This is a genomic window from Geopseudomonas aromaticivorans, from assembly GCF_019097855.1.
Lineage (GTDB): Bacteria > Pseudomonadota > Gammaproteobacteria > Pseudomonadales > Pseudomonadaceae > Geopseudomonas > Geopseudomonas aromaticivorans.
The window spans coordinates 159540-183208 of record NZ_JAHRGL010000010.1 but is presented as its reverse complement, the minus strand read 5'-3'; the positions used below and the strand labels follow the sequence as shown (position 1 = coordinate 183208).

Below are 23669 nucleotides of genomic sequence, written 5' to 3'. Positions count from 1 at the left end.
AAAGATAGACTTTTTCGACTTTGGCGTCGGGTCGCATCATGGCGAGGCTGGCTCCAGAAAGAGATCGGGAGCACAGCATCAGGCATCAGCTTTTCGCTTTGAATGTGGGGTTTGTGGAGCACTTACGGAAAATCGCTGCGCGAGTTTTCCACCCTACAAAATGCACAAGGGCCACCCCATGGGGTGGCCCTTGTCGTTGCGGACGGCAACAGACGGCTCAGTGCTCCTTCACCATCTCCTCCATGGCCTGCAGGATGGCGCGCCTGCGGCGCTCCTCGGCGCGCTGGCTGAAGAACCAGGCGAGGAAGGTGAACAGCGATACCGCCAGCAGGATCAGGCTGGCCACCGCGTTGATTTCCGGCTTGACCCCCAGCCGCACGGCCGAGAACACCTCCATCGGCAGGGTGGTGGCGCCGGGGCCGGAGACGAAGCTGGCCAGCACCAGGTCGTCCAGCGACAGGGCGAAGGACATCATGCCGCCGGCCGCCAGCGACGGCGCGATCATCGGCACGGTGATCAGGAAGAACACCTTCCACGGCCGCGCGCCGAGGTCCATGGCCGCCTCCTCGATGGACAGGTCCAGCTCGCGCAGGCGCGCCGAGACCACCACCGCCACGTAGGACGAGCAGAAGGTGGTGTGGGCGATCCAGATGGTCAGCAGGCCGCGCTCGGCCGGCCAGCCGATCAGCTGGCCCATGGCCACGAACAGCAGCAGCAGCGACAGGCCGGTGATCACGTCCGGCATCACCAGCGGCGCGGTGACCAGGCCGCCGAACAGCGTGCGCCCGCGAAAGCGCGGGATGCGGGTGAGCACGAAGGCCGCCAGGGTGCCCAGCGCCGTCGCGGCGATGGCGGTGTACAGGGCGATCTCCAGCGAGCGGCCCACCGCGCCCATCAACTGGCTGTTGTCGAGCAGGCCGGCATACCACTTCAGCGACCAGCCGCCCCACACGGTCACCAGCCGCGAACCGTTGAACGAGTAGATCACCAGGATCAGCATCGGCACGTAGATGAACAGCAGGCCGGCGATCAGCATGCAGCCGGAGAAACTGAAGCGCTTGTTCATACGCGGCCCTCCAGTTCCTTGGCCTGGTTCCTGTTGAACAGGATGATGGGCACCATCAGGATCGCCAGCATCACCACCGCCAGCGCCGAGGCCACCGGCCAGTCGCGGTTGTTGAAGAACTCCTGCCACAGCACCTTGCCGATCATCAGCGTCTCCGGGCCGCCGAGCAGCTCGGGGATGACGAACTCGCCGACCACCGGAATGAACACCAGCATGCAGCCGGCGATGACGCCGTTCTTCGACAGCGGCACGGTGATCTTCCAGAAGCTGGTCAGGTGGCGCGCGCCCAGGTCGGCGGCGGCTTCCAGCAGGCTGGGGTCATGCTTGACCAGGTTGGCGTACAGCGGCAGGACCATGAACGGCAGGTAGGCGTAGACCACGCCGATGTACACCGCGAGGTCGGTGTTGAGGATCTGCAGCGGGCTGTCGATCAGGCCGAGGCCGAGCAGCAGGTTGTTGAGCAGGCCGTTGTTGCCGAGGATGCCCATCCAGGCGTAGACGCGGATCAGGATCGCGGTCCAGGTCGGCATCATGATCAGCAGCAGCAGCACCGTCTGCATGGCCTTGCTGGCGCGGGCGATGGCATAGGCCATCGGATAGCCGATCAGCAGGCACAGCAGGGTGCCGACCAGGGCGATCTTCAGCGAGCCGAGGTAGGCCGCCAGGTACAGCTCGTCCTCGGCGAGGAATAGGTAGTTGCCCAGGTTGAGCACCACCTGCAGCTGCTGGTCGATGTACTGGAGCAGGGCGGTGTAGGGCGGAATCGCCACATCGACTTCGGCGAAGCTGATCTTCAGCACGATGGCGAACGGCAGCAGGAAGAACAGCAGCAGCCAGAAGAACGGCACGCCGATGACCAGATGGCGGCCGCGCGGGAGCAGTTGCCGGAGACTGTTCATGCGTGCAGCACCATGCCGCTGTCATCGAACCAGTGCACGTACACCGCATCGTCCCAGGTCGGCCGTTTGACGTGGCGTTCCGAGTTGGCCATGAACGCCTGTACCACCAGCCCCGAGGGCAGCTCGACGTAGTACAGCGAGTGGCCGCCGAGGTAGGCGATGTCCTGCACCTTGCCGCGCAACCAGTTGTAGTCGGCATGCTCCAGCTCGGGCGGCGCCATGCTCAGCAGCAGCTTTTCCGGACGCAGGGCGTAGGTCACGTGCTTTTCCTCGGCGCGGGTGGAGATGCCGTGGCCGATGTAGATCGGGCGCTCCAGCTGCGCACAGGCGATCTTCGCGTGGTCGGCGTCGTCCTCGACCAGCTCGCCGTCGAACAGGTTGACGTTGCCGATGAACTCGCAGACCAGGCGGCTGGCCGGCGTTTCGTAGATGTCCACCGGGCTGCCGACCTGGGCGATCCAGCCCTGGTGCATGATGGCGATGCGCTCGGCCATGGTCATCGCCTCTTCCTGGTCGTGGGTGACCATCACGCAGGTCACGCCGACCCGCTCGATGATCTCCACCAGCTCCAGTTGCATCTGCGAGCGCAGCTTCTTGTCCAGCGCGCCCATCGGCTCGTCGAGCAGCAGCAGCTTGGGCCGTTTCGCCAGCGAGCGGGCCAGGGCCACGCGCTGGCGCTGGCCGCCGGACAGCTGGTGCGGCTTGCGCTGGGCGTACTGGCTCATCTGCACCAGCTTGAGCATCTCCGCCACGCGCGCGGCGATCTCGGCCTTGGGCAGGCCGTCCTGCTTGAGGCCGAAGGCAATGTTCTGTTCCACCGTCATGTGCGGAAACAGCGCGTAGGACTGGAACATCATGTTGATCGGCCGCTCGTAGGGCGGCAGGTCGGTGATGTCCTGGCCGTCCAGGTAGATGCGCCCCGCGGTGGGCCGCTCGAAGCCGGCGAGCAGGCGCAGCAGGGTCGACTTGCCGCAGCCGGAGCCGCCGAGCAGGGCGAAGATCTCGCCCTTGTGGATGGTCAGCGACACGTCATCCACCGCGACCATCTCGTCGAACTTCTTGGTCACCCGGTCGATCTTGACCAGGACCTCGCGGGCCGGTTGGGTGCCGGACTGGGCTTTCTTTTGGGCAGCGGAGGCTATCGCCATCTGGTACTCCCGGGGGCAGGGCAACCCGGCCATGAGACCGGGGCAGTTTGATCGGTGCGTTGCGCGTGCCGCGGCGGCCTGACGCTGCGGGCGGCAATGATTTGCGAGGCGCGCACATTAGCCGGCAACTGCATAGAAACAAAGAGGCCGACGCACACACCCTGCAGCGGAGCGTCGGCCCGGCCTCGTCGAACCGCGGTCCGGTCGCTGCGGCGAGCGGCCGGACTCCGCTCGCGGCGCTTACTTGCCCGACTTGATCTTGGTCCAGCTGCGGGTGATGGTGCGCTGCACCTTGGCCGGCAGGTCGGTGGTGGTGTAGAGCTTCTTCATCACCTCGTCGCTCGGGTAGACGCCGGGGTCGGTCCGGATCGCCTCGTCGACCAGCGGGGTGGCGGCGGCGTTGGCGTTGGGGAACTGCACGAAGTTGGTGATTTCGGCCATGACTTCCGGCTGCATCAGGAAGTTCATGAAGGCATGCGCCCCGGCCGGGTTGCCGGCGTCGGCCGGGATGGCCAGCATGTCGAAGAAGGTGCCGGCACCTTCCTTGGGAATGTTGTAGGACACCTTGATGCCGCCCTTGGCTTCCTCGGCGCGCGCCTTGGCCTGGTTGATGTCGCCGGAGTAGCCGACGGCCACGCAGATGTTGCCGTTGGCCAGGTCGGAGATGTACTTCGACGAGTGGAAGTAGGCCACCGACGGGCGAATCTTCAGGAACAGTTCTTCGGCGGCCTTCAGCTCCTTGGGATCCTGGCTGTCGCTCTTGTAGCCGAGGTAGTGCAGGGCGATCGGCAGCATTTCGGTCGGCGAGTCGAGGAAGCTGACGCCGCAGCCCTTGAGTTTCTCGATGTTTTCCGGCTTGAACAGCAGGTCCCAGGAGTTCACCGGCGCGTCGGCGCCGAGCGCGGCCTTGACCTTCTCCGGGTTGAAGCCGATGCCGATCGAGCCCCACATGTAAGGCGCTGCGTACTGGTTGCCTGGATCGCTGACTTCCAGGGTCTTCAGCAGGTCCTTGTTGAGGTTCTGCCAGTTCGACAGCTGGGCCTTGTCCAGCTTCTGGTAGACGCCGGCCTTGATCTGCTTGGCGAGGAAGTTGTTCGACGGCACCACGATGTCGTAGCCCGACTTGCCGGCCAGCAGCTTGGCTTCCAGGGTCTCGTTGCTGTCGTAGACGTCGTAGACCACCTTGATGCCGGTCTGCTTCTCGAACTTCTCCACCGTTTGCGGGGCGATGTAGTCGGACCAGTTGTAGACGTGCAGCACCTTGTCGTCGGCCTGGGCCGCGCCGGCCACGGTGGCGGCCAGCGTGGCGGCGAGGAGGGTCTTGGCGAATGCTTTCATGGGTTGCGTTTCCTGTTTGTTCGAGTTCTTCCGGGGTGCACCGTCAGCATCCGCACCCTCCGGTGTCTGGCCAGCGCACGGTGGCAAAGTCTGGCAAGGACTGGCGCGCCGCTCAACCGTTCGGGCGCTCAGACGAGCACTTCGGCGGCGGTGGCGTCCAGGCACTTGCGCACCAGCAGGAGCATGTCGTCGATCTGCGCCGGAGTGATCACCAGCGGAGGCGAGACGATCATGGTGTCGCCGACCGCGCGCATGATCAGGCCGTTGCCGAAGCAGTGCTCGCGGCAGCGCATGCCGACGCCCTGGCCCTCGAAGCGGGCACGGGTCTGCTTGTCCTTGACCAGTTCCAGCGCGCCGAGCATGCCCAGGCCGCGGGCCTCGCCCACCAGCGGGTGGTCGGCCAGCTCCTGCCAGCGTCGTTGCAAATAGGGTGCCGTTTCCTGTTTGACCCGTTCGACGATCTTTTCCTCGCGCAGGATACGGATGTTCTCCAGCGCCACAGCGGCGGCCACCGGGTGCCCGGAGTAGGTATAGCCGTGGTAGAACTCGCCGCCCTCGGCCAGGGTCTGCGCCACCTCGTCGCGCACGATCACCCCGCCCATCGGGATATAGCCGCTGGTCAGGCCCTTGGCGATCGGCATCAGGTCGGGCTCCAGGCCGTAGTACTGGCTGCCGAACCACTCGCCGGTGCGGCCGAAGCCGCAGATCACCTCGTCGACCACGAACAGGATGGCGTACTTGGCGAGGATTTGGCGCACCCGCGGCCAGTAGCTCTCCGGCGGGATGATCACCCCGCCGGCGCCCTGGATCGGCTCGGCGATGAAGGCGGCGACATTCTCCTCGCCGACCTCAAGGATCTTCTTCTCCAGCTCGTTGGCGGCCCATTCGCCGAACGCCTGCGGGTCCAGGGCGCCGCCCTCGCCGAACCAATAGGGCTGGGCGATGTGTTCGATGCCGGGGATCGGCAGGTCGCCCTGCTCGTGCATCGCCTGCATGCCGCCGAGGCTGGCGCCGGCCACGGTGGAGCCGTGGTAACCGTTGATCCGGCCGATGATCACCTTCTTCGACGGTTGCCCCTTGATCGCCCAGTAGTGGCGCACCAGGCGCAGCACGGTGTCGTTGGCCTCCGAGCCCGAGCCGGTGAAGAACACGTGGCTCATGCCTTCCGGGGCGATCTCGGCGATCGCATTGGCCAGCTCGATGGCCGGCGGGTGGGCGGTCTGGAAGAACAGGTTGTAGTAGGGCAGCTCGAGCATCTGCCGGTGCGCGGCATCGGCCAGCTCGCGACGGCCGTAGCCGACGTTGACGCACCACAGCCCGGCCATGGCGTCGAGGATCTTGTGCCCCTCGCTGTCCCACAGGTAGACGCCGTCGGCACGGGTGACGATGCGCGCGCCCTTGGCGCCGAGTTGCTTGTAGTCGCTGAACGGCGCCAGCAGGTGCTCGCGGCTGAGCGCCTGCCACTCGGCGGTGGTGCGATGTTGCGTCATGACGGAGTGCCTCCTGCCCAGGGGTGAGGGCTCATACCGAAAGCAGCAGGAACTCGCGCTCCCAGGAGCTGATCACCCGTTTGAAGTTCTCGTTCTCGACCCGCTTGACCGCCACGTAGCCGCGGCAGAAGCGCCGGCCCAGGTAGCGCTCGAGGGTCTTCGACTGCTCCATGGCCTCCAGCGCCGCCTCAAGGTTGAGCGGCAGGCGCAGGTTGCGCCGCTGGTAGGCGCGGCCCTTGACCGGCGGCGACGGGTGCAGGCCCTCGAGCATGCCGACGTAGCCGCACAGCAGGCTGGCGGCGATGGCCAGGTAGGGGTTGGCGTCGGCGCCCGGCAGGCGGTTCTCCACCCGGCGGTTCTGCGGATTGGCGTCCGGCACGCGCAGGCCGGCGGTGCGGTTCTCCTCGCCCCACTCGACGTTGACCGGCGCCGAGGTGTCGGGCAGGAAGCGGCGGAACGAGTTGACGTTGGGGGCGAACAGCGGCAGCGCCTCGGGGATCAGCTTCTGCAGGCCGGCGATGTGGTTGAGGAACAGCTCGCTCATGCTGCCGTCGGCGTTGGAGAACACGTTGCGCCCGCTGAGCCGGTCGACCACGCTCTGGTGCAGGTGCATGGCGCTGCCCGGCTCGCCGGTCATCGGCTTGGCCATGAAGGTGGCGGTGACGCCGTGCTTGAACGCCGCCTCGCGCAGGGTGCGCTTGAACACGAAGATCTGGTCGGCCAGGTGCAGGGCGTCGCCGTGGCGGAAGTTGATCTCCATCTGCGTGGTGCCTTCCTCGTGGATCAGGGTGTCCAGATCCAGGCCCTGCGCCTCGCACCAGGCGTACATGTCCTCGAACAGCGGGTCGAACTCGTTGGCTGCGTCGATGGAGAACGACTGGCGGCCGGTCTCCTGGCGCCCGGAGCGGCCCACCGGCGGCTGCAGCGGATAGTCGGGGTCGTCGCAGCGCTGGGTCAGGTAGAACTCCATCTCCGGCGCCACGATCGGCTGCCAGCCCTGCTCGGCGTACAGCTTGAGCACGTGTTTGAGCACGTTGCGCGGCGCCAGGTCGGTGGGGTTGCCGACCTTGTCGTAGCTGTCGTGGATCACCATGGCGGTCGGCTCGGCGGCCCAGGGCACCAGGAACATGGCGTTGTCGTCCGGGCGGCAGAACATGTCGATGTCGGCCGGGTCGAGCAGCTCGTAGTAGACCTCGTCCTCGACGTAGTCGCCGGTCACGCTCTGCAGCAGCACGCTTTCCGGCAGGCGCATGCCGCGCTCGGCGAGGAACTTGCTGGTCGGCGCGATCTTGCCGCGTGCGATGCCGTTGAGGTCGCTGACCAGGCACTCCACCTCGATGATCCTGCGTTCCTGCAGCCAGCTGCTCAGCCGGTCCTGCTTGCTAGCCATAACAACCTCGCAAGTCGGTAGTCCCTTACAGCATGGCTCAGTGTCGGGCGGCACGCTCGCGACAGGCGTCGCCGAAGGCGCGGAAGATCGCCAGATAGGCCGGGTGCTCGGTCACCTTCCACTCCGGGTGCCACTGCACGCCGAGGGCGAAGGTGCGCGCGTGCTCGACGGAGAACGCCTCGACCAACCCGTCCGGCGCCACGCCCTCGACGCGCAGGCCGGGGGCCAGGCGTTCGACGCCCTGGCCGTGCACCGAGTTGACCTCGAACTGCGGCGCCAGGCCGAGCTGGTCGAGCAGGCCGCCGGGCTGCACCAGCAGCGGGTGGCTGAGGCCGTACTGCACCTCCACGGGGGCCTCGTCGTCCGGGCGGTGGTCCATGAACGGCCCGGCCTCGTGCACGCGCTGGTGCAGGCTGCCGCCGAAGGCCACGTTCATTTCCTGGAAGCCGCGGCAGATGCCGAGCAGCGGTACGCCGGCATCCACCGCGGCGCGGATCAGCGGCAGGGTCAGCTGGTCGCGCGCCGGGTCGTGGTGGGTGCCCGGCGCGCTGGCCGGGCCCTGGTAGTGCTGCGGCTCGACGTTGGACGGCGAGCCGGTGAGCAGCAGGCCATCGAGGTGTTCGAGCAGGGCGGGCAGGTCGATCAGCTCGGCTATGGCCGGGATCGCCACCGGCAGGCCGCCGGCGCTGACGGCCACGGCGCGCAGATACTTGTCGCCGACGATGTGGAAGGGATGCAGGCCGATCTGCTTGCTGCAGGCGGTGACGCCGATCAGGGGCTGGCGGGACATGGGGCACCCGGGGACGTGGTAATGATGGGGTCTGGCCCGAGATTAGCCTTGTTCAATTTATTCGACAACTGTGGCGCATTTGCCTGCACAGGCGCGACGAACGACCGCGATTGGCCCGCCATTTGCCGACCCTGCGCTGCCCTGAAATGGCCCGAGGTGCCCAAACAATGTGCAACATCTGGGCCTATTGACAACCCGCAGCCTTTGGGATTGACTCAAAACCGTGCCTCTATGTGATTGAAATTTTTAACAAGAAAGGTGTCCCATCATGTTGCCCGCGCCGAGTGCCGTTCTGCTCAACGAGGCGAACGAGTTCCTTGCGGAACACCCCGAGGTCCAGTTCGTGGACCTGCTGATTGCCGATATGAACGGCGTGGTGCGCGGCAAGCGCATCGACCGCAGCATGCTGACCAAGGTCTATGAAAAGGGCATCAACCTGCCGGCTTCGCTGTTCGCCCTGGATATCAAGGGCTCGACCGTGGAAAGCTCGGGCCTGGGCCTCGACATCGGCGATGCCGATCGGGTGTGCTTCCCGATTCCCGGCACCCTGTGCATGGAGCCCTGGCAGCGCCGGCCCACCGCGCAGCTGCTGATGACCATGCACGAGATGGCCGGCAAGCCGTTCTTCGCCGACCCGCGCGAAGTGCTGCGCCAGGTGGTGCAGCGCTTCACCGACATGGGCCTGACCGTGTGCGCCGCCTTTGAGTTGGAGTTCTACCTGATCGACCAGGAGAACGTGAACGGCCGTCCGCAACCGCCGCGCTCGCCGATCTCCGGCAAGCGTCCGCAGGCGGTGCAGGTCTACTCCATCGACGACCTCGACGAATACGCCGACTGCCTGCGCGACATCCTCGACGGCGCCCACATCCAGGGCATCCCGGCCGACGCCATCGTCAAGGAAAGTGCCCCGGCGCAGTTCGAGGTCAACCTCAATCACGTCGCCGACCCGATGGCGGCCTGCGACTACGCGGTGCTGCTCAAGCGGCTGATCAAGAACACCGCCTACGACCACGAGATGGACACCACCTTCATGGCCAAGCCCTACCCGGGCCAGGCCGGCAACGGTCTGCACGTGCACATCTCGCTGCTCGACCAGGAAGGACGCAACATATTCGCGGCCGAGGACGCCATGCAGAACGAGTCCCTGCGCCACGCCATCGGCGGGGTGCTGCAGACGCTGCCGGCGTCGATGGCGTTCCTCTGCCCCAACGTCAACTCGTACCGCCGCTTCGGCTCGCAGTTCTACGTGCCCAACGCGCCGTCCTGGGGCCTGGACAACCGCACCGTGGCCCTGCGCGTGCCCACCGGCAACCCCGATGCGCTGCGCATCGAGCAGCGGGTGGCCGGTGCCGACGCCAACCCCTACCTGCTGATGGCCTCGCTGCTGGCCGGCGTGCACCACGGCCTGACCCACCTGATCGAGCCGGGCGAGCCGATCGAGGGCAATTCCTACGAGCAGCTCGAGCAGAGCCTGCCCAACAACCTGCGCGACGCCCTGCGCGCGCTGGACGACAGCGAGATCCTCGCCCGCTACATCCACCCCGACTACATCGACATCTTCGTCGCCTGCAAGGAGCACGAGCTGGAGGAGTTCGAGCACTCGATCTCCGACCTCGAGTACAACTGGTACCTGCACACCGTCTGATCGACCGCACTGGTAGCCGGTAGGGTGGAAAACTCGCGCAGCGATTTTCCACCCCAGGCTCGTTACCCGCTGGTGGAAAAGACCAGCGGTCGCTTTCCACCCTACGGCTGACGGGGAATGACCAGCGGACTGTGGCGCGCCCGTTTCGGCCGGCCATTTGACCCCGGCGCCATCCTCTGCCAGCTTGAAGGCAGCCGTTTCCCCGTTGCCCGAGGTCGTCATGTCCCGCATCGTCACCGTTGCCGCTACCCAGATGGCCTGCTCCTGGGAGCGCGCCGCCAACATCGCCAATGCCGAGAAACTAGTGCGCCAGGCGGCGGCCCGCGGGGCGCAGATCATCCTGCTGCAGGAGCTGTTCGAGACCCCGTACTTCTGCCAGAAGCCCAATCCGGACTACCTGCAGCTGGCCACGCCAGTGGAAACCAACGAGGCCATCGCCCATTTCCGCAAGGTCGCCCGCGAGCTGAAGGTGGTGCTGCCGATCAGCTTCTTCGAGCGCGCCGGCCGCGCGCGCTTCAACAGCGTGGCGATCATCGACGCCGACGGCAGCCTGCTCGGCGTCTACCGCAAGAGCCACATCCCCGACGGCCCGGGCTATCACGAGAAGTACTACTTCAACCCCGGCGACACCGGCTTCAAGGTGTGGAACACCTGCTACGCGAGGATCGGCGTGGGCATCTGCTGGGACCAGTGGTTCCCCGAATGCGCGCGGGCCATGGCCCTGCAGGGCGCCGAGCTGCTGTTCTACCCGACCGCCATCGGCAGCGAGCCGCATGACCCCAACATCAGTTCCCGCGACCACTGGCAGCGCGTGCAGCAGGGCCACGCCGGGGCCAACCTGATGCCGCTGATCGCCAGCAACCGCATCGGCCGCGAGGACCAGGACGACTATCACATCACCTTCTACGGCTCCTCGTTCATCGCCGACCCGTTCGGCGCCAAGCTCGCCGAGCTGGGCGAGCACGAGGAGGGCATCCTCCTGCACAGCTTCGACCTCGACCACCTCGAGCACGTGCGCAGCGCCTGGGGCGTGTTCCGCGACCGCCGGCCGAACCTGTACGGCGCGCTGAGGACCCTCGACGGCGTGCTGGAGTCGTAAGGGCGGATTCATTCGCCAGCGTGGCCCCGGTCAGGCGAATGAATTCGCGCCTGCCGCGTCGTCGTTCGCCTGCCCCCCAACCTTTTGGTGACAGCATGACCACCCTCAACACCACCCCGCGCGCCGACCGGTTCCGCATGCCGGCGGAATGGGAGGCGCACGCGCAGACCTGGCTGCTCTGGCCGGAGCGGCCGGACAACTGGCGCCTCGGCGCCAAGCCGGCGCAGGCCGCCTTCGCCGCGGTGGCCAAGGCCATCGCCCGCTTCGAGCCGGTGACCGTCGGTGTCAGCGCCAGCCAGTACGAGAACGCTCGCGCCCGTCTGGCCCACGGCGACATCCGTGTGCTGGAGCTGAGCAGCGACGATGCCTGGGTGCGCGACAGCGGGCCGACCTTCGTGGTCGACGACGCCGGTGAGGTGCGTGGCGTGGACTGGACCTTCAACGCCTGGGGCGGCTTGGATGGCGGGTTGTACGCGCCGTGGCAGCGCGACGACCAGGTGGCGGGCAAGATCCTCGAGATCGAGCGCTGCGCGCGCTACCGCACCGACGGCTTCGTGCTGGAAGGCGGCGCCATCCATGTCGATGGCGAGGGTACCCTGCTGACCACCGAAGAGTGCCTGCTCAATCCCAACCGCAATCCGCAGCTGAGTCGCGGCGAGATCGAGGCGGTGCTGCATGCCCACCTGGCGGTCGAGAAAGTGATCTGGCTGCCGCATGGCCTGTACAACGACGAGACCGACGGCCACGTCGACAACTTCTGCTGCTTCGTGCGTCCCGGCGAGGTGCTGCTGGCCTGGAGCGACGACGAGCGCGATCCCAACTGGTCGCGCTGCCGCGCGGCGCTGGCGGTGCTCGAGCAGACGCGCGATGCCCGGGGGCGGGCGCTGCGTGTACACAAGATGCCGATCCCCGGCCCGCTGTACGCGACCGCCGAGGAGTGTGCCGGGGTGGACTGGGTCGCCGGCAGCCAGCCGCGCGATCCGTCGATCCGCCTGGCCGGCTCCTACGTCAACTTCCTGATCGTCAACGGCGGCATCATCGCGCCGAGCTTCGCCGATCCGCACGATGCCGGCGCCGAGGCCATCCTGCAGCGGCTGTTTCCCGAGCGCGAGGTGGTGATGGTGCCGGGGCGCGAGATTCTCCTCGGCGGCGGCAACATCCACTGCATCACCCAGCAGCAGCCGGCGCCGCGGCGCGGCTGAGTCCGGGGCGGATATCCGCCCGCGGCCTGGCGGCCGGCCGCCGTGCAGCGGCGGATTTTTTGACTACAGTTGGATGACGCTGGTGTGTCAGCTGCGTGGCGGCAGCGGGCGGGTGCGGCCGCTGCCGTCGATGGCGACGAAGACGAACACCGCCTCGGTGACCTTGCGCCATTCGCTGGACAGCGGGTCGTCGCTCCACACCTCGATCAGCAGACGCACCGAGCTGCGGCCGCAGGCCACGGCCTGGGTATAGAAGGACAGCTGGGCGCCGACGGCCACCGGCACCAGGAAGGCCATGCGGTCGATGGCCACTGTGGCGACTCGACCGCCAGCGATGCGGCTGGCCATGGCGGTACCGGCGAGGTCCATCTGGGCGACCAGCCAGCCGCCGTAGATGTCGCCGAAGCCGTTGGTTTCGCGCGGCAGCGCAGTGATCTGCAGGGCGAGGTCGCCTTGCGGAATGGGGTCGTCCTGTTCGAAGTCGTTCATTTGGGCGAGGTGCTCGGGCGCGGATTATTGTTGTTGCGGTGCAGCAATTATGCCAGTGCAGAGTATACCGGCAGTGGCGGATGTAAACGACCGCCGGACGGTTGCCGGTGGCGAAATGCCTGGTCATGCAATTGTCATAATCGATTCATAGAGTATTCATGCGGCCTGCCGATACTGGCCCCCGATCAGAACTATTCCAATCCGTTAGGAGCAAGGCATGAAATTGAAGCGTTTGATGGCCGCCATGACCTTCGTCGCTGCTGGCGTCGCTACCGCCAGCGCGGTCGCTGCCATTGATCCGGCTCTGCCGGCCTACCAGAAGGCCAGCGGCGTATCCGGCAACCTGTCCAGCGTCGGTTCCGACTCCCTGGCCAACCTGATGACGCTGTGGGCCGAGGACTACAAGAAGCTCTACCCGAACGTCAACATCCAGATCCAGGCTGCCGGTTCCTCCACCGCGCCGCCCGCGCTGACCGAGGGCACTGCCAACCTCGGCCCGATGAGCCGCGAGATGAAGGATAACGAGCTGCAGGCCTTCGAAGAGAAGCACGGCTACAAGCCGACCGCCGTACCGGTGGCCATCGATGCCCTGGCCGTGTTCGTGCACAAGGACAACCCGATCAAGAGCCTGGACATCGCCCAGGTCGACGCGATCTTCTCCAGCACCCGCCTGTGCGGTGGCGCCAAGGACCTCAAGACCTGGGGCGACCTGGGCCTGACCGGCGAGTGGGCGGCCAAGCCGATCCAGCTGTTCGGCCGCAACTCGGTGTCCGGCACCTACGGCTACTTCAAGGAATCCGCGTTGTGCAAGGGTGACTTTAAGGCCAACGTCAACGAGCAGCCGGGCTCCGCCTCGGTGGTGCAGTCGATCTCCAGCACCCTGAACGGCATCGGCTACTCGGGCATCGGCTACAAGACCTCCAGCGTGCGCGCCGTACCGCTGTCGAAGAAGGGCGGCGAAGCCTTCGAAGCCAACGAAGCCAACGCCCTGGCTGGCAAGTTCCCGCTGGCGCGCTACTTCTACGTGTACGTGAACAAGGCACCGAACAAGCCGCTGAGCCCGTTGGATGCCGAGTTCATCAAGCTGGTGCTGTCCAAGCAGGGTCAGGAAGTGGTGGTCAAGGACGGCTACATCCCGCTGCCGAGCAAGATCGCCGCGAAGGCTCTGAAGGATCTTGGCCTGTAAGTCGACGACTGACAGTGGCAAGGATGCCGCGGGCATAAGCCCGAGCTAGAGCAACGCCCGCCCCTCCCGAGAGTGGCGGGCGTTGCTGCGTCACCACTCTGTAATCTTTGTGTCATAAACCCTCGCTAGGGTGTGCGCATGAATGACTTGGCCGATGAAACCATGACTTCCTCCACAAAATCGCAACGACTGGATTTCAATACGCCGGCGCTACAGCGCAAGCGTCGCATGCGCGCGCTCAAGGACCACCTGGCGCGCTGGTACGTATCCATCGGCGGTCTCGCCGTCCTTGGCGCGATTACCCTGATCTTCTTCTATCTGACCAGTGTCGTGCTGCCGATCTTCGGCGGCGCTTCGCTGGAAGCGCGTGATGCGCAACAGCCGGCCTGGCTGGCGCAGCAGGGCAAGCCGCTGCTGATCGCCATCGAGGAGCAGAACCAGGTGGCCATGCGCCTGGATCAGACGGGCCAGGTGCAGTTCTTCGAACTCAAGACCGGCAAGGCGCTGAATCGCGCCAGCCTGCCGCTGCCGGCCGGCGTTGCCGTGACCTCGGTGGTCGAGGACCAGCCGGGCAGCCGCCGCGTGGCGCTGGGCCTGTCCAACGGCCAGGCACTGGTCCTGCAGCACAATTACCGGGTCACCTATCCGGACAACGTCAAGACCATCGTCGGCGGGATCGACTATCCGTTCGGCGAGGCGCCCATCGCCCTCGACCCGCAGGGTCGTGCGCTGGATCATGTGGGCCTCAGCCTCAACGACTCGACCCTGATGCTGGCCGCCTCCACCGGCAGCGAGCTGCATGTGCTCAGCCTGAGCCGCGAAGAGAACCTGTTCACCGGTGAAGTCACCCTCGACGAGCAGCGCCTGAGCCTGCCGCAGATCGCCGACCCGATCCGCGCGCTGGTCGTCGACCCGCGCCAGCAGTGGCTGTACGTGTTCAACGGCCGCGCCACCGCCGACGTGTTCGACCTGCGCAGCAACAGCCTGAACGGCCGCTACAACCTGGCCCACGACGGCGAGACCGAGATCTCCACCGCCACTTCGCTGCTCGGCGGCATCTCGCTGATGGTCGGCGATTCCAAGGGCGGCATCGCCCAGTGGTTCATGGTCCGCGACCAGGAAGGCAAGGCGGCGCTGACCCGCATCCGCGAGTTCCAGCTAGGCGACAGCCCGGTGACCCAGATCCTCGCCGAAGAGCGCCGCAAGGGCTTCCTCGCCCTCGACGCCAAGGGCACCCTGGGTATCTTCCACAGCACCGCGCACCGCACCCTGCTGACCCAGCAGGTCGCCGAAGGCGCCGCCGTTGCCGCGCTGTCGCCACGCGCCACCCGCGTGCTGGTGGAGAGCAACGGCCAGCTGCAGCGCTTCGTGATCGACAATCCGCACCCGGAAGTGTCGTGGAGCGCGCTGTGGGGCAAGGTCTGGTACGAGAGCTATGACGAGCCGAAGTACGTCTGGCAGTCGACCTCGGCCAACACCGACTTCGAGCCCAAGCTGAGCCTGGCGCCGCTGACCTTCGGCACCCTGAAGGCGGCCTTCTACGCCATGCTGCTGGCCGCTCCGCTGGCCATCTGCGCGGCCATCTACACCGCCTACTTCATGGCCCCGGCGATGCGCCGCAAGGTCAAGCCGGTGATCGAGCTGATGGAAGCGCTGCCGACGGTGATCCTCGGCTTCTTCGCCGGCCTGTTCCTCGCCCCCTATGTGGAGGGCCACCTGCCGGGCATCTTCAGCCTGCTGCTGCTGACCCCGGTCGGCATCCTCCTCGCCGCCTGGCTGTGGAGCCGCCTGCCGGAGAGCATCCGCCTGCGCGTGCCGGACGGCTGGGAAGCGGCGCTGCTGATCCCGGTGATCCTCGCCGTCGCGGCCCTGTCGCTGGGCATGAGCGGCCACCTGGAGAACTGGTTCTTCGGCGGCGACATGCGCCTGTGGCTGTCCAACGACCTGGGCATTCCGTTCGACCAGCGCAACGCCCTGGTGGTCGGCCTGGCGATGGGCTTCGCGGTGATCCCGAACATCTTCTCGATCGCCGAAGACGCCGTGTTCAGCGTGCCGAAGAGCCTGACCTTCGGCTCCCTGGCCCTCGGCGCCACGCCGTGGCAGACCCTGACCCGCGTGGTGATCCTCACCGCCAGCCCGGGCATCTTCTCGGCACTGATGATCGGCCTCGGCCGCGCCGTGGGCGAGACCATGATCGTGCTGATGGCCACCGGCAACACGCCGATCATGGACATGAACATCTTCGAAGGTCTGCGCACCCTGGCCGCCAACACGGCGGTGGAAATGCCCGAGTCGGAAGTCGGCAGCAGCCACTACCGCGTGCTGTTCCTCGCTGCACTGGTGCTGCTGGCCTTCACCTTCGTGATGAACACCCTGGCGGAGCTGATTCGCACCCGCCTGCGCAAGAAATACGCCTCGCTCTAAGACTCGGGAAGGTAGACGTCCGTGAACGTGAAACAGAAAAACCTCAAAGCCTGGTTCAAGAGCGGTTCGCCGTGGGTATGGATGACCGGTGGCGCGGTGTCCATCGCGGTGATCATGACCCTCGGTCTGCTGGCGGTCATCGCCGTGCGCGGTCTCGGTCACTTCTGGCCGGCCGACGTACTGGAAGCCAGCTACCGCATCCCCGGCCAGGAGCCGAAGGTGATCGCCGGCGAGATGGTCCAGGCCGAGGAGGTGCCGCGTGCGCGCCTGGCCGCCAGCGGCCTGCCGGTGGACACCGCGGGCGGCGAGTTCATGACCCGCGAGCTGCTCAAGGTCGGTAACCGCGAGCTGTTCGGTGCCGACTTCAACTGGGTGGTCGGCGAGTGGCTGCACGAGCCGCGTACCCCGGAGCAGCTGGTGGTGCTCGAGCGCCGCGAGTGGGGCAACTTCTACGGCTACCTGCAGGGCGTCAAGGAAGACGGCAAGCTGGTCGCCGAAGGCGATGCGGCCTGGGCCGAGCTGCAGGCGCGCATCGCCCGCGTCGACGAGCTGCACGCGCAGATCGCGCGCCTGGAGAAGAAGGACATCGGCCGCATCAACGCCGGTCTGGAGCGCCTGCGCCTGCAGACCCGCAAGCTGGAGCTGAACGGCAAGCTGGATGCCGTCGCCCAGGCTGACCTGGACGCCGAGCGCGCCCAGTGGGACGCCGAGTACAAGGTGCTGGAAGGCGAGCTGATCGGCCTGCAGCAGCAGTTCAACCGCGACAGCGTGCTGCTCAAGACCGCCGACGGCCGCGAGCTGGAACTCAGCCTGGGTAAGGTGGTGCGCGCCTACCAGCCGAACGCCATGGGCACCTTCGACAAGCTGGGCTTCTACTTCGCCAAGCTGTGGGAGTTCGTCAGCGACGAGCCGCGCGAGGCCAACACCGAGGGCGGCATCTTCCCGGCGATCTTCGGCACGGTGATGATGACCCTGATCATGGCGGTGATCGTCACCCCGTTCGGCGTGCTGGCCGCGGTGTACCTGCGCGAATACGCCAAGCAGGGCCTGCTGACCCGCATCATCCGCATCGCGGTGAACAACCTGGCCGGCGTGCCGGCGATCGTCTATGGCGTGTTCGGCCTGGGCTTCTTCGTCTACGTGCTGGGCGGCTCGATCGACCGGCTGTTCTTCGCCGAGGCGCTGCCGGCGCCGACCTTCGGTACGCCGGGCCTGCTGTGGGCCTCGCTGACCCTGGCGATCCTCGCCGTGCCGGTGGTGATCGTCGCCACCGAGGAAGGCCTGGCGCGCATCCCGCGCGCCCTGCGCGAAGGCTCGCTGGCCCTCGGCGCGACCAAGGCCGAGACGCTGTGGAAGGTGGTGCTGCCGATGGCCAGCCCGGCGATGATGACCGGCATGATCCTCGCCGTGGCCCGCGCCGCCGGCGAAGTGGCGCCGCTGATGCTGGTCGGCGTGGTCAAGCTGGCGCCCTCGCTGCCGCTGGACGGCAACTACCCGTACCTGCACCTCGACCAGAAGATCATGCACCTGGGCTTCCACATCTACGACGTCGGCTTCCAGAGCCCCAACGTCGAGGCGGCCCGCCCGCTGGTGTACGCCACCGCGCTGCTGCTGGTGCTGGTGATCGCCCTGCTCAACCTGAGCGCGGTATTCATCCGCAACCACCTGCGCGAGAAGTACAAGGCGCTGGATCACTGACAGTGGCAAGGTGGATGGCCTTGGCCAGCCACCGCCGACAACCGAATGTTCGGTGGCGCACGCGCTGATGCGGGCGCCACCCCTGGAAAACGCAGCATCGAGGTTTCTCCATGCAACACGAATCCCACAGCCACGGCATCGACATCGGCGCCCTCGGCCGCAAGAAGCAGACCCTCGACCTGGCCAACGAGCCGGTGGCGCTCGAGGTCCCGGGCCTCAACCTGTACTACGGCGACAAGCAGGCGCTGTTCGACGTGCAGCTGAACATCCCGCGCAACCGCGTCACCGCCTTCATCGGCCCGTCCGGCTGCGGCAAGTCGACCCTGCTGCGCACCTTCAATCGCATGAACGACCTGGTCGACGGCTGCCGCGTCGATGGCGAGATCCGCCTCGATGGCAAGGACATCTACGCCAAGGGCGTGGAAGTGGCCGAGCTGCGCCGCCGGGTCGGCATGGTGTTCCAGAAACCCAACCCGTTCCCCAAGAGCATCTACGAGAACGTGGTCTACGGCCTGCGCCTGCAGGGAATCAACCAGAAGCGCGTGCTTGACGAGACCGTCGAGTGGGCGCTGAAGAGTGCGGCGCTGTGGGACGAGGTCAAGGACCGCCTGCACGACTCGGCGCTGGGCCTCTCCGGCGGCCAGCAGCAGCGTCTGGTGATCGCCCGTACCGTGGCGGTGCAGCCGGAAGTGCTGCTGCTCGACGAACCCTGCTCGGCGCTCGACCCGATCTCCACCCTCAAGGTCGAGGAGCTGATCAACGAGCTCAAGGGCCAGTACACCATCGTCATCGTCACCCACAACATGCAGCAGGCGGCGCGCGTCTCCGACTACACCGCGTTCATGTACATGGGCAAGCTGATCGAGTTCGGCGACACCGACACGCTGTTCACCAATCCGGCGAAGAAGCAGACGGAAGACTACATCACCGGTCGCTACGGCTAGTCCGAATGCGCAGGGTGCGCCGTGCGCACCAGGGAGCGGTGCGCACGGCGCACCCTACAGTCAGCTTTTGCGGAGCGAATCCATGATCAACAAAGACGGCCTTACCCATCACATCTCCGCCCAGTTCAACGCTGAGCTGGAGGAGATCCGCAGTCACCTGCTGGCCATGGGTGGCCTGGTGGAGAAACAGGTCAACGACGCGGTCTCCGCGCTGGTCACCGCCGACTCCGGCCTGGCCGCGCAGGTGCGCTCGGTCGACGGCCAGATCAACCAGATGGAGCGCGACATCGACGAGGAGTGCGTGCGCATCCTCGCCCGCCGCCAGCCGGCCGCCTCCGACCTGCGCCTGATCATCAGCATCTCCAAGTCGGTGATCGACCTTGAGCGCATCGGCGACGAGGCCACCAAGATCGCCAAGCGCGCCATCGAGCTGTGCGAGTCGGGCGAGGCGCCGAAGGGCTACGTCGAGATCCGCCACATCGGCGAGCAGGTGCGCAAGATGGTGCAGGAGGCGCTGGACGCCTTCGCCCGTTACGACGCCGACCTGGCGCTGTCGGTGGCGCAGTACGACAAGCAGGTCGACCGCGAGTACAAGAGCGCCCTGCGCGAGCTGGTCACCTACATGATGGAGGACCCGCGTTCGATCTCCCGCGTGCTCAGCGTGATCTGGGCGCTGCGTTCGCTGGAACGCATCGGCGACCACGCGCGCAACATCGCCGAGCTGGTGATCTACCTGGTGCGCGGCACCGACGTGCGCCACACCGGCCTGGCCAAGCAGGGCCAGCCGAAGGCGGACGACAGCCAGGCCTGAGTAGCGCCTCGCCATCCCCGGCAGCCGGCGCCGCGCCAGGCCTGATCCAGGTCAGGCCGCCGGTCGGCCGGCGGCGGGGCGGCGCGAGGCCGGTCACAACCCCGCGGCCGGCGACTCGCCCAGGTGATGGCGGACTGCTAGTCTTGCCGGTAATTTCGACCACCGACGCCGTGCCATCATGCTTGCTCGCCTGCTCCTGCTGCCCCTCCTGCTGGGCCTGGCCGCTCCGGCCAGCGCGCTGACCGTCTACAAGCACGTCGATGCCAATGGCGTGGTCACCTACAGCGACAAGGCCCGTCCGGGCGCGCGGGTGTTCCAGTTCAGCGAGCCCGGCAGTCCTCTGCGCCTGCCCGGTGGCCGACCGCAGCTGGCCAACGATCTGGCGCGGCAGGTGCGCCTGGACGTGGTCAAGCATGCCGGCGGCGACACCCTGCGGGTGCGCAACGAACTGTTCGCCCCAGTCGAACTGGAGCTGCGCCTGGAGGATGTGGCCAACGCCAGCGGCGCGCCGAACAAGCCGGTGCGCTGGGTGCTGCCGCCGCGCAGCCAGATCCGCCTGCTGACCCTGGCGCCGCGCGATCCGGCGCAGCCGCTGCGCTACACGCCGAAGCTCAGCCATGCACTCGGCGATCCGCGCCTGCTGCCCAAACCCTATAGCTACCCGCTGCCGTGGAATGGGGGGCCGTTCCGCCAGAGCCAGGGCGCCAACGGCCTGTACAGCCACTTCACCGCCAAGGGTCGCTACGCGGTGGACATCGCCATGCCGGAAGGCACGCCGATCCTCGCCGCGCGCCAGGGCGTGGTGGTGAGCACGCGCAACGACCAGGCCGGGGTCAAGCCCGAGCCGGGCGGCAACCATGTGCGCATCCTCCACGACGACGGCACCATGGGCGTCTACCTGCACCTGCAGCAGGGTTCGGTGCAGGTTGCCTCCGGCCAGCGGGTGCGTGCCGGTATGCCGATCGCCCGTTCCGGCAACACCGGCCGCAGCAGCGGCCCGCACCTGCACTTCGTGGTGCAGCGCAATGTCGGTCTGGCGGTGGAGTCGATCCCCTTCCGCTTCGCCCAGCCGGTCGACAGCCTGCCCAGGTACGCCGTCGGCGGCGAGGATTGAGGCGCCATCGTCCGCGCGGACCTGCAGCGGAGCGCCTGCTCGAGCGGCAACAAAAAGGGCCACCCCGCGGGGTGGCCCTTTTCGTTGCGATCGCCGCCAGGCGCTGGCGCGGGAGGCGCGATCAGTCGAGCTTGAGGACCTTGGCCAGCAGGATCTTCGGTCCCTTCATCTTCTTGACGATGATGCGCAGGCCATGGGTCTCGAGGGTTTCGTCTTCCGCGGGCAGGCGCTTGAGGGTGTCGTAGATCAGCCCGGCCAGGGTGTCGGCCTCGACCTCGTCGAGGTCGACCTCGAGCAGGCGCTCGATCTTGAACAGCGGCGTATCGCCGCGCACCAGCAGCTTGCCCGGCTGGTAGGCGAGCAGGCCGCGCTCGGTCTTGCGGTGCTCGTCCTGGATGTCGCCGACCAGCACTTCGAGCACGTCCTCCATGGTCAGGAAGCCGACCACCTTGCCGTCGGCCTCCTCGACCAGGGCGAAGTGCGCGCCACCCTGGCGGAACTGCTCGAGCAGGCGGCCGAGCGGCATGTGCCGCGACACCCGCTCCAGCGGGCGCAGCAGGGGACGCAGGTCGAAGGCTTCCGCCGGTCGCTCGGCACCGGCCAGGGCCAGCAGCAGGTCCTTGATGTGCAGCACGCCGATGAACTGCTGCTCGGCGTCCAGCACCGGGTAGCGGCTGTACTTGTGGCGGCGGATCTCGTCGAGGGTTTCGCTGAGGCTGGCGTCGGCGTCGAGGCAGACCAGGTCCTCGCGCGAGTTGGCCCAGTCCACCACCTCCAGTTCGCCCAGCTCCATGGCTGAGGCCAGCACGCGCATGCCCTGGTCGCTGGGGTCGCGGGCGCGACTGGAATGCAGGATCAGCTTCAGCTCGTCGCTGCTGTAGTGATGCTCGTGGTGCGGCCCCGGCTCGCCCTGGCCGGCAATGCGCAGGATGGCGTTGGCGCTGGTGTTGAGCACCCAGATCGCCGGGTACATGGCCCAGTAGAACAGGTACAGCGGCACGGCGGTCCACAGCGACAGCAGCTCGGGCTGGCGGATCGCCCAGGACTTGGGCGCCAGTTCGCCGACCACGATGTGCAGGTAGGAAATGACGAAGAAGGCGCTGAAGAAGGAGATGCCGTGTACCAGCGTCGGCGAGTCGATGCCGAGCTGCCCCAGCAGGGGTTCGAGCAGGTGGGCGAAGGCCGGCTCGCCGACCCAGCCGAGGCCGAGGGAGGCGAGGGTGATGCCCAGCTGGCAGGCCGACAGGTAGGCGTCGAGCTGGCCGTGCACGGTGCGCAGGATATGCCCGCGCCAGCCGTGTTCGGCGGCGATGGTCTCGACGCGGGTGGAGCGCAGCTTGACCATGGCGAACTCGGCGGCGACGAAGAAGCCGTTGAGCAGGACGAGGAGCAGGGCGAACAGAATGAGGCCGAAGTCGGCGAAGTAGCTGAACAGGGTGGCGCTGGGGGAGGGGTCCATGGACGGTCTTGTATAGGTAATGAGGGCTATAGGATGGGATCTGACGGCGCACCTTTCAAGTCCGCCGGGCTCCGCGCACCTTGCGCCGTGGCGGGGCAGGCGCCATCCCGGCGCCCGCTGCCCGCGCAGTCCGCGCGGGTGTGGCTCAGCTGCGCACCACCTGCGCCAGCGGGAAGTGGCAGGTGAAGGTGCTGCCCTTGCCCACAGTGCTGTCGATCTTCAGCCGGCCACTGTGGTGGATCAGCACGTGCTTGACGATGGCCAGGCCCAGGCCGGTGCCGCCGGTGTTGATCGAGCGGCTGGCGTCGACCCGGTAGAAGCGTTCGGTCAGGCGCGGGATGTGCTTGGCCTCGATGCCGATGCCGCTGTCCTGCACGGCCAGGTGGCCGCCGCTCTCGTCGGCCCACCAGCGGATACGGATCTCGCCGCCTTCCGGGCTGTACTTCACCGCGTTGAACACTAAGTTGGAGAAGGCGCTGCGCAGCTCCGACTCGCTGCCCTTGAGCTTCACCGTCGGATCGGCCTCCAGGCTGATGCGGTGACGGTCGGCGGACAGCGCCTGGGCGTCGGTGCGGATGCTCAGCAGCAGCAGATCGACCGCCACCGGCCGGCTGTCGGCTGGGTAGGGGGCGGCTTCCAGGCGGGCGAGCAGCAGCAGGTCGTTGAGCAGGTTCTGCATGCGCGAACCCTGCTGCTGCATCTGTTGCAGCGGCCGGCGCCAGCGCGGATTGACCGTCTCGACATTGTCCAGCAGGGTTTCCAGGTAGCCGGTGATCACCGTCAGCGGCGTGCGCAGCTCGTGGGAGACGTTGGCGACGAAGTCCTTGCGCATCTGCTCGAGTTGGTAGACGCGGGTCACGTCGCGCACCAGCATCAGGTGCTCGCCGTTGCCGTAGAGGGTCAGCTGAAACTGCAGGCGCACATGGTCGTTGACCGGCGAAGGCAGCTCGAGAGGCTCGCGGTGGTTGTCCTGGGCGAAATATTTCTTGAAGTGCGGGTGGCGCACCAGGTTGGTGATCGGCTGGCCACCGTCCTGCTTGCGCTTGAGGCCGAGCAGGGTGCCGGCGGCGCGGTTCCACCACTCGAGATTGCCCTGGCGGTCGAGCATGATCACCGCATCCTGCAGCGCCGCGGTCGACTCCTGCACGCGGTCGACCACCGCCTGCAGACGGCCACGTGCGTGCTGGTTGCGCTTCTGCAGCTGGTAGATCAGGTCGTACACCTCGCCCCACAGCCCGGAGCTTTCCGGTGGCAGGTCGTCGCTGGCCCGCTGCAGCCAGTCGAGCAGGCGCAACAGCTGGCGCAGGCACCAGAACAGGTAGCCGCCCAGGCCGAACGCCAGCGCCCAGGCGTATTGGCCCGTGATCAGGCCGAGCAGCAGACAGCCTCCCAGCAGCAACAGCAGGCGGCGGGTCAGCGCGCCGCGCCAGTCGTGGTTCACCTTGCAGTCCTTGTAAAGCGGCCCTGGTCAGCGGCA

At 67.0% G+C, this 23669-nt stretch carries 19 protein-coding genes; 9 read left to right on the top strand and 10 right to left on the bottom strand.

Features of this window, described 5'->3' with window-relative positions; genetic code table 11:
- Positions 1-217: 217 nt before the first annotated feature.
- From KRX52_RS03870 to KRX52_RS03840, 7 genes are all read right to left on the bottom strand, one after another.
- Positions 218-1066: an ABC transporter permease subunit gene (locus KRX52_RS03870; RefSeq protein ID WP_217679844.1), complete on the bottom strand. Its 849-nt coding sequence runs from the start codon at positions 1064-1066 to the stop codon at positions 218-220.
- Positions 1063-1965, bottom strand: a complete 903-nt coding sequence (locus KRX52_RS03865) for an ABC transporter permease subunit (protein WP_217679843.1) — start codon at positions 1963-1965, stop codon at positions 1063-1065. Before KRX52_RS03865 ends, KRX52_RS03870 begins: the two co-directional genes overlap by 4 nt.
- Positions 1962-3113, bottom strand: a complete 1152-nt coding sequence (locus KRX52_RS03860; RefSeq protein WP_217679842.1) for an ABC transporter ATP-binding protein — start codon at positions 3111-3113, stop codon at positions 1962-1964. Before KRX52_RS03860 ends, KRX52_RS03865 begins: the two co-directional genes overlap by 4 nt.
- Before the next feature lie 240 nt (positions 3114-3353).
- The gene (locus tag KRX52_RS03855) at positions 3354-4451 is read right to left on the bottom strand and encodes a polyamine ABC transporter substrate-binding protein (protein WP_217679841.1); all 1098 of its coding nucleotides are present in this window, start codon (positions 4449-4451) and stop codon (positions 3354-3356) included.
- 128 nt (positions 4452-4579) lie between these two features.
- On the bottom strand, positions 4580-5941 hold the full coding sequence (locus KRX52_RS03850; RefSeq protein WP_217679840.1) for an aspartate aminotransferase family protein: 1362 nt from the start codon (positions 5939-5941) through the stop codon (positions 4580-4582).
- Between the two features lie 31 nt (positions 5942-5972).
- Positions 5973-7331 (bottom strand): glutamine synthetase family protein, encoded by a 1359-nt coding sequence (locus KRX52_RS03845; RefSeq protein ID WP_217679839.1) that lies wholly within the window; start codon positions 7329-7331, stop codon positions 5973-5975.
- A 37-nt stretch (positions 7332-7368) separates the two neighbouring features.
- Positions 7369-8121: a gamma-glutamyl-gamma-aminobutyrate hydrolase family protein gene (locus tag KRX52_RS03840; protein ID WP_217679838.1), complete on the bottom strand. Its 753-nt coding sequence runs from the start codon at positions 8119-8121 to the stop codon at positions 7369-7371.
- Positions 8122-8389: 268 nt separating this feature from the next.
- Between KRX52_RS03840 and KRX52_RS03835 the strand changes: the two genes are divergently transcribed.
- The 3 genes from KRX52_RS03835 to aguA all read left to right on the top strand — a co-directional run bounded on the left by KRX52_RS03835 (position 8390) and on the right by aguA (position 12067).
- Entirely contained in the window at positions 8390-9766 is a 1377-nt protein-coding gene (locus KRX52_RS03835; RefSeq protein WP_217679837.1) for a glutamine synthetase family protein, read from the top strand.
- A 220-nt stretch (positions 9767-9986) separates the two neighbouring features.
- Positions 9987-10865 carry an N-carbamoylputrescine amidase gene (gene aguB / locus KRX52_RS03830; protein ID WP_217679836.1) on the top strand — a complete coding sequence of 293 codons (879 nt, stop codon included), beginning with the start codon at positions 9987-9989 and terminating at the stop codon, positions 10863-10865.
- Positions 10866-10960: 95 nt separating this feature from the next.
- Entirely contained in the window at positions 10961-12067 is a 1107-nt protein-coding gene (gene aguA / locus KRX52_RS03825) for an agmatine deiminase (RefSeq protein WP_217679835.1), read from the top strand.
- 87 nt (positions 12068-12154) lie between these two features.
- On the opposite strand, the gene KRX52_RS03820 is transcribed toward aguA, so the two are convergent.
- The gene (locus tag KRX52_RS03820; RefSeq protein ID WP_217679834.1) at positions 12155-12556 is read right to left on the bottom strand and encodes an acyl-CoA thioesterase; all 402 of its coding nucleotides are present in this window, start codon (positions 12554-12556) and stop codon (positions 12155-12157) included.
- 217 nt (positions 12557-12773) lie between these two features.
- On the opposite strand from KRX52_RS03820, the gene KRX52_RS03815 reads away from it, so the two are divergent.
- From KRX52_RS03815 to KRX52_RS03790, 6 genes are all read left to right on the top strand, one after another.
- Positions 12774-13742: a phosphate ABC transporter substrate-binding protein PstS family protein gene (locus KRX52_RS03815; protein WP_217679833.1), complete on the top strand. Its 969-nt coding sequence runs from the start codon at positions 12774-12776 to the stop codon at positions 13740-13742.
- A gap of 138 nt (positions 13743-13880) precedes the next feature.
- Positions 13881-16166 carry an ABC transporter permease family protein gene (locus KRX52_RS03810; protein WP_217679832.1) on the top strand — a complete coding sequence of 762 codons (2286 nt, stop codon included), beginning with the start codon at positions 13881-13883 and terminating at the stop codon, positions 16164-16166.
- 27 nt (positions 16167-16193) lie between these two features.
- A complete protein-coding gene (gene pstA, locus KRX52_RS03805; protein ID WP_437439684.1) occupies positions 16194-17864 on the top strand; it encodes a phosphate ABC transporter permease PstA in 1671 nt (556 codons plus the stop codon).
- Positions 17865-17974: 110 nt separating this feature from the next.
- Entirely contained in the window at positions 17975-18808 is an 834-nt protein-coding gene (gene pstB, locus KRX52_RS03800; RefSeq protein WP_217679830.1) for a phosphate ABC transporter ATP-binding protein PstB, read from the top strand.
- A gap of 82 nt (positions 18809-18890) precedes the next feature.
- The gene (gene phoU, locus KRX52_RS03795) at positions 18891-19619 is read left to right on the top strand and encodes a phosphate signaling complex protein PhoU (protein WP_217679829.1); all 729 of its coding nucleotides are present in this window, start codon (positions 18891-18893) and stop codon (positions 19617-19619) included.
- 178 nt (positions 19620-19797) lie between these two features.
- Entirely contained in the window at positions 19798-20733 is a 936-nt protein-coding gene (locus KRX52_RS03790) for a peptidoglycan DD-metalloendopeptidase family protein (RefSeq protein ID WP_217679828.1), read from the top strand.
- Between the two features lie 121 nt (positions 20734-20854).
- Here the strand turns inward: KRX52_RS03790 and KRX52_RS03785 are convergent, their stop codons facing one another.
- Together KRX52_RS03785 and phoR are read right to left on the bottom strand one after the other, a co-directional pair.
- Positions 20855-22192 carry a hemolysin family protein gene (locus tag KRX52_RS03785; RefSeq protein ID WP_217679827.1) on the bottom strand — a complete coding sequence of 446 codons (1338 nt, stop codon included), beginning with the start codon at positions 22190-22192 and terminating at the stop codon, positions 20855-20857.
- Positions 22193-22337: 145 nt separating this feature from the next.
- Positions 22338-23633, bottom strand: coding sequence for a phosphate regulon sensor histidine kinase PhoR (gene phoR / locus KRX52_RS03780; RefSeq protein WP_217679826.1), 1296 nt, complete (start codon positions 23631-23633; stop codon positions 22338-22340).
- Positions 23634-23669 lie beyond the last annotated feature (36 nt).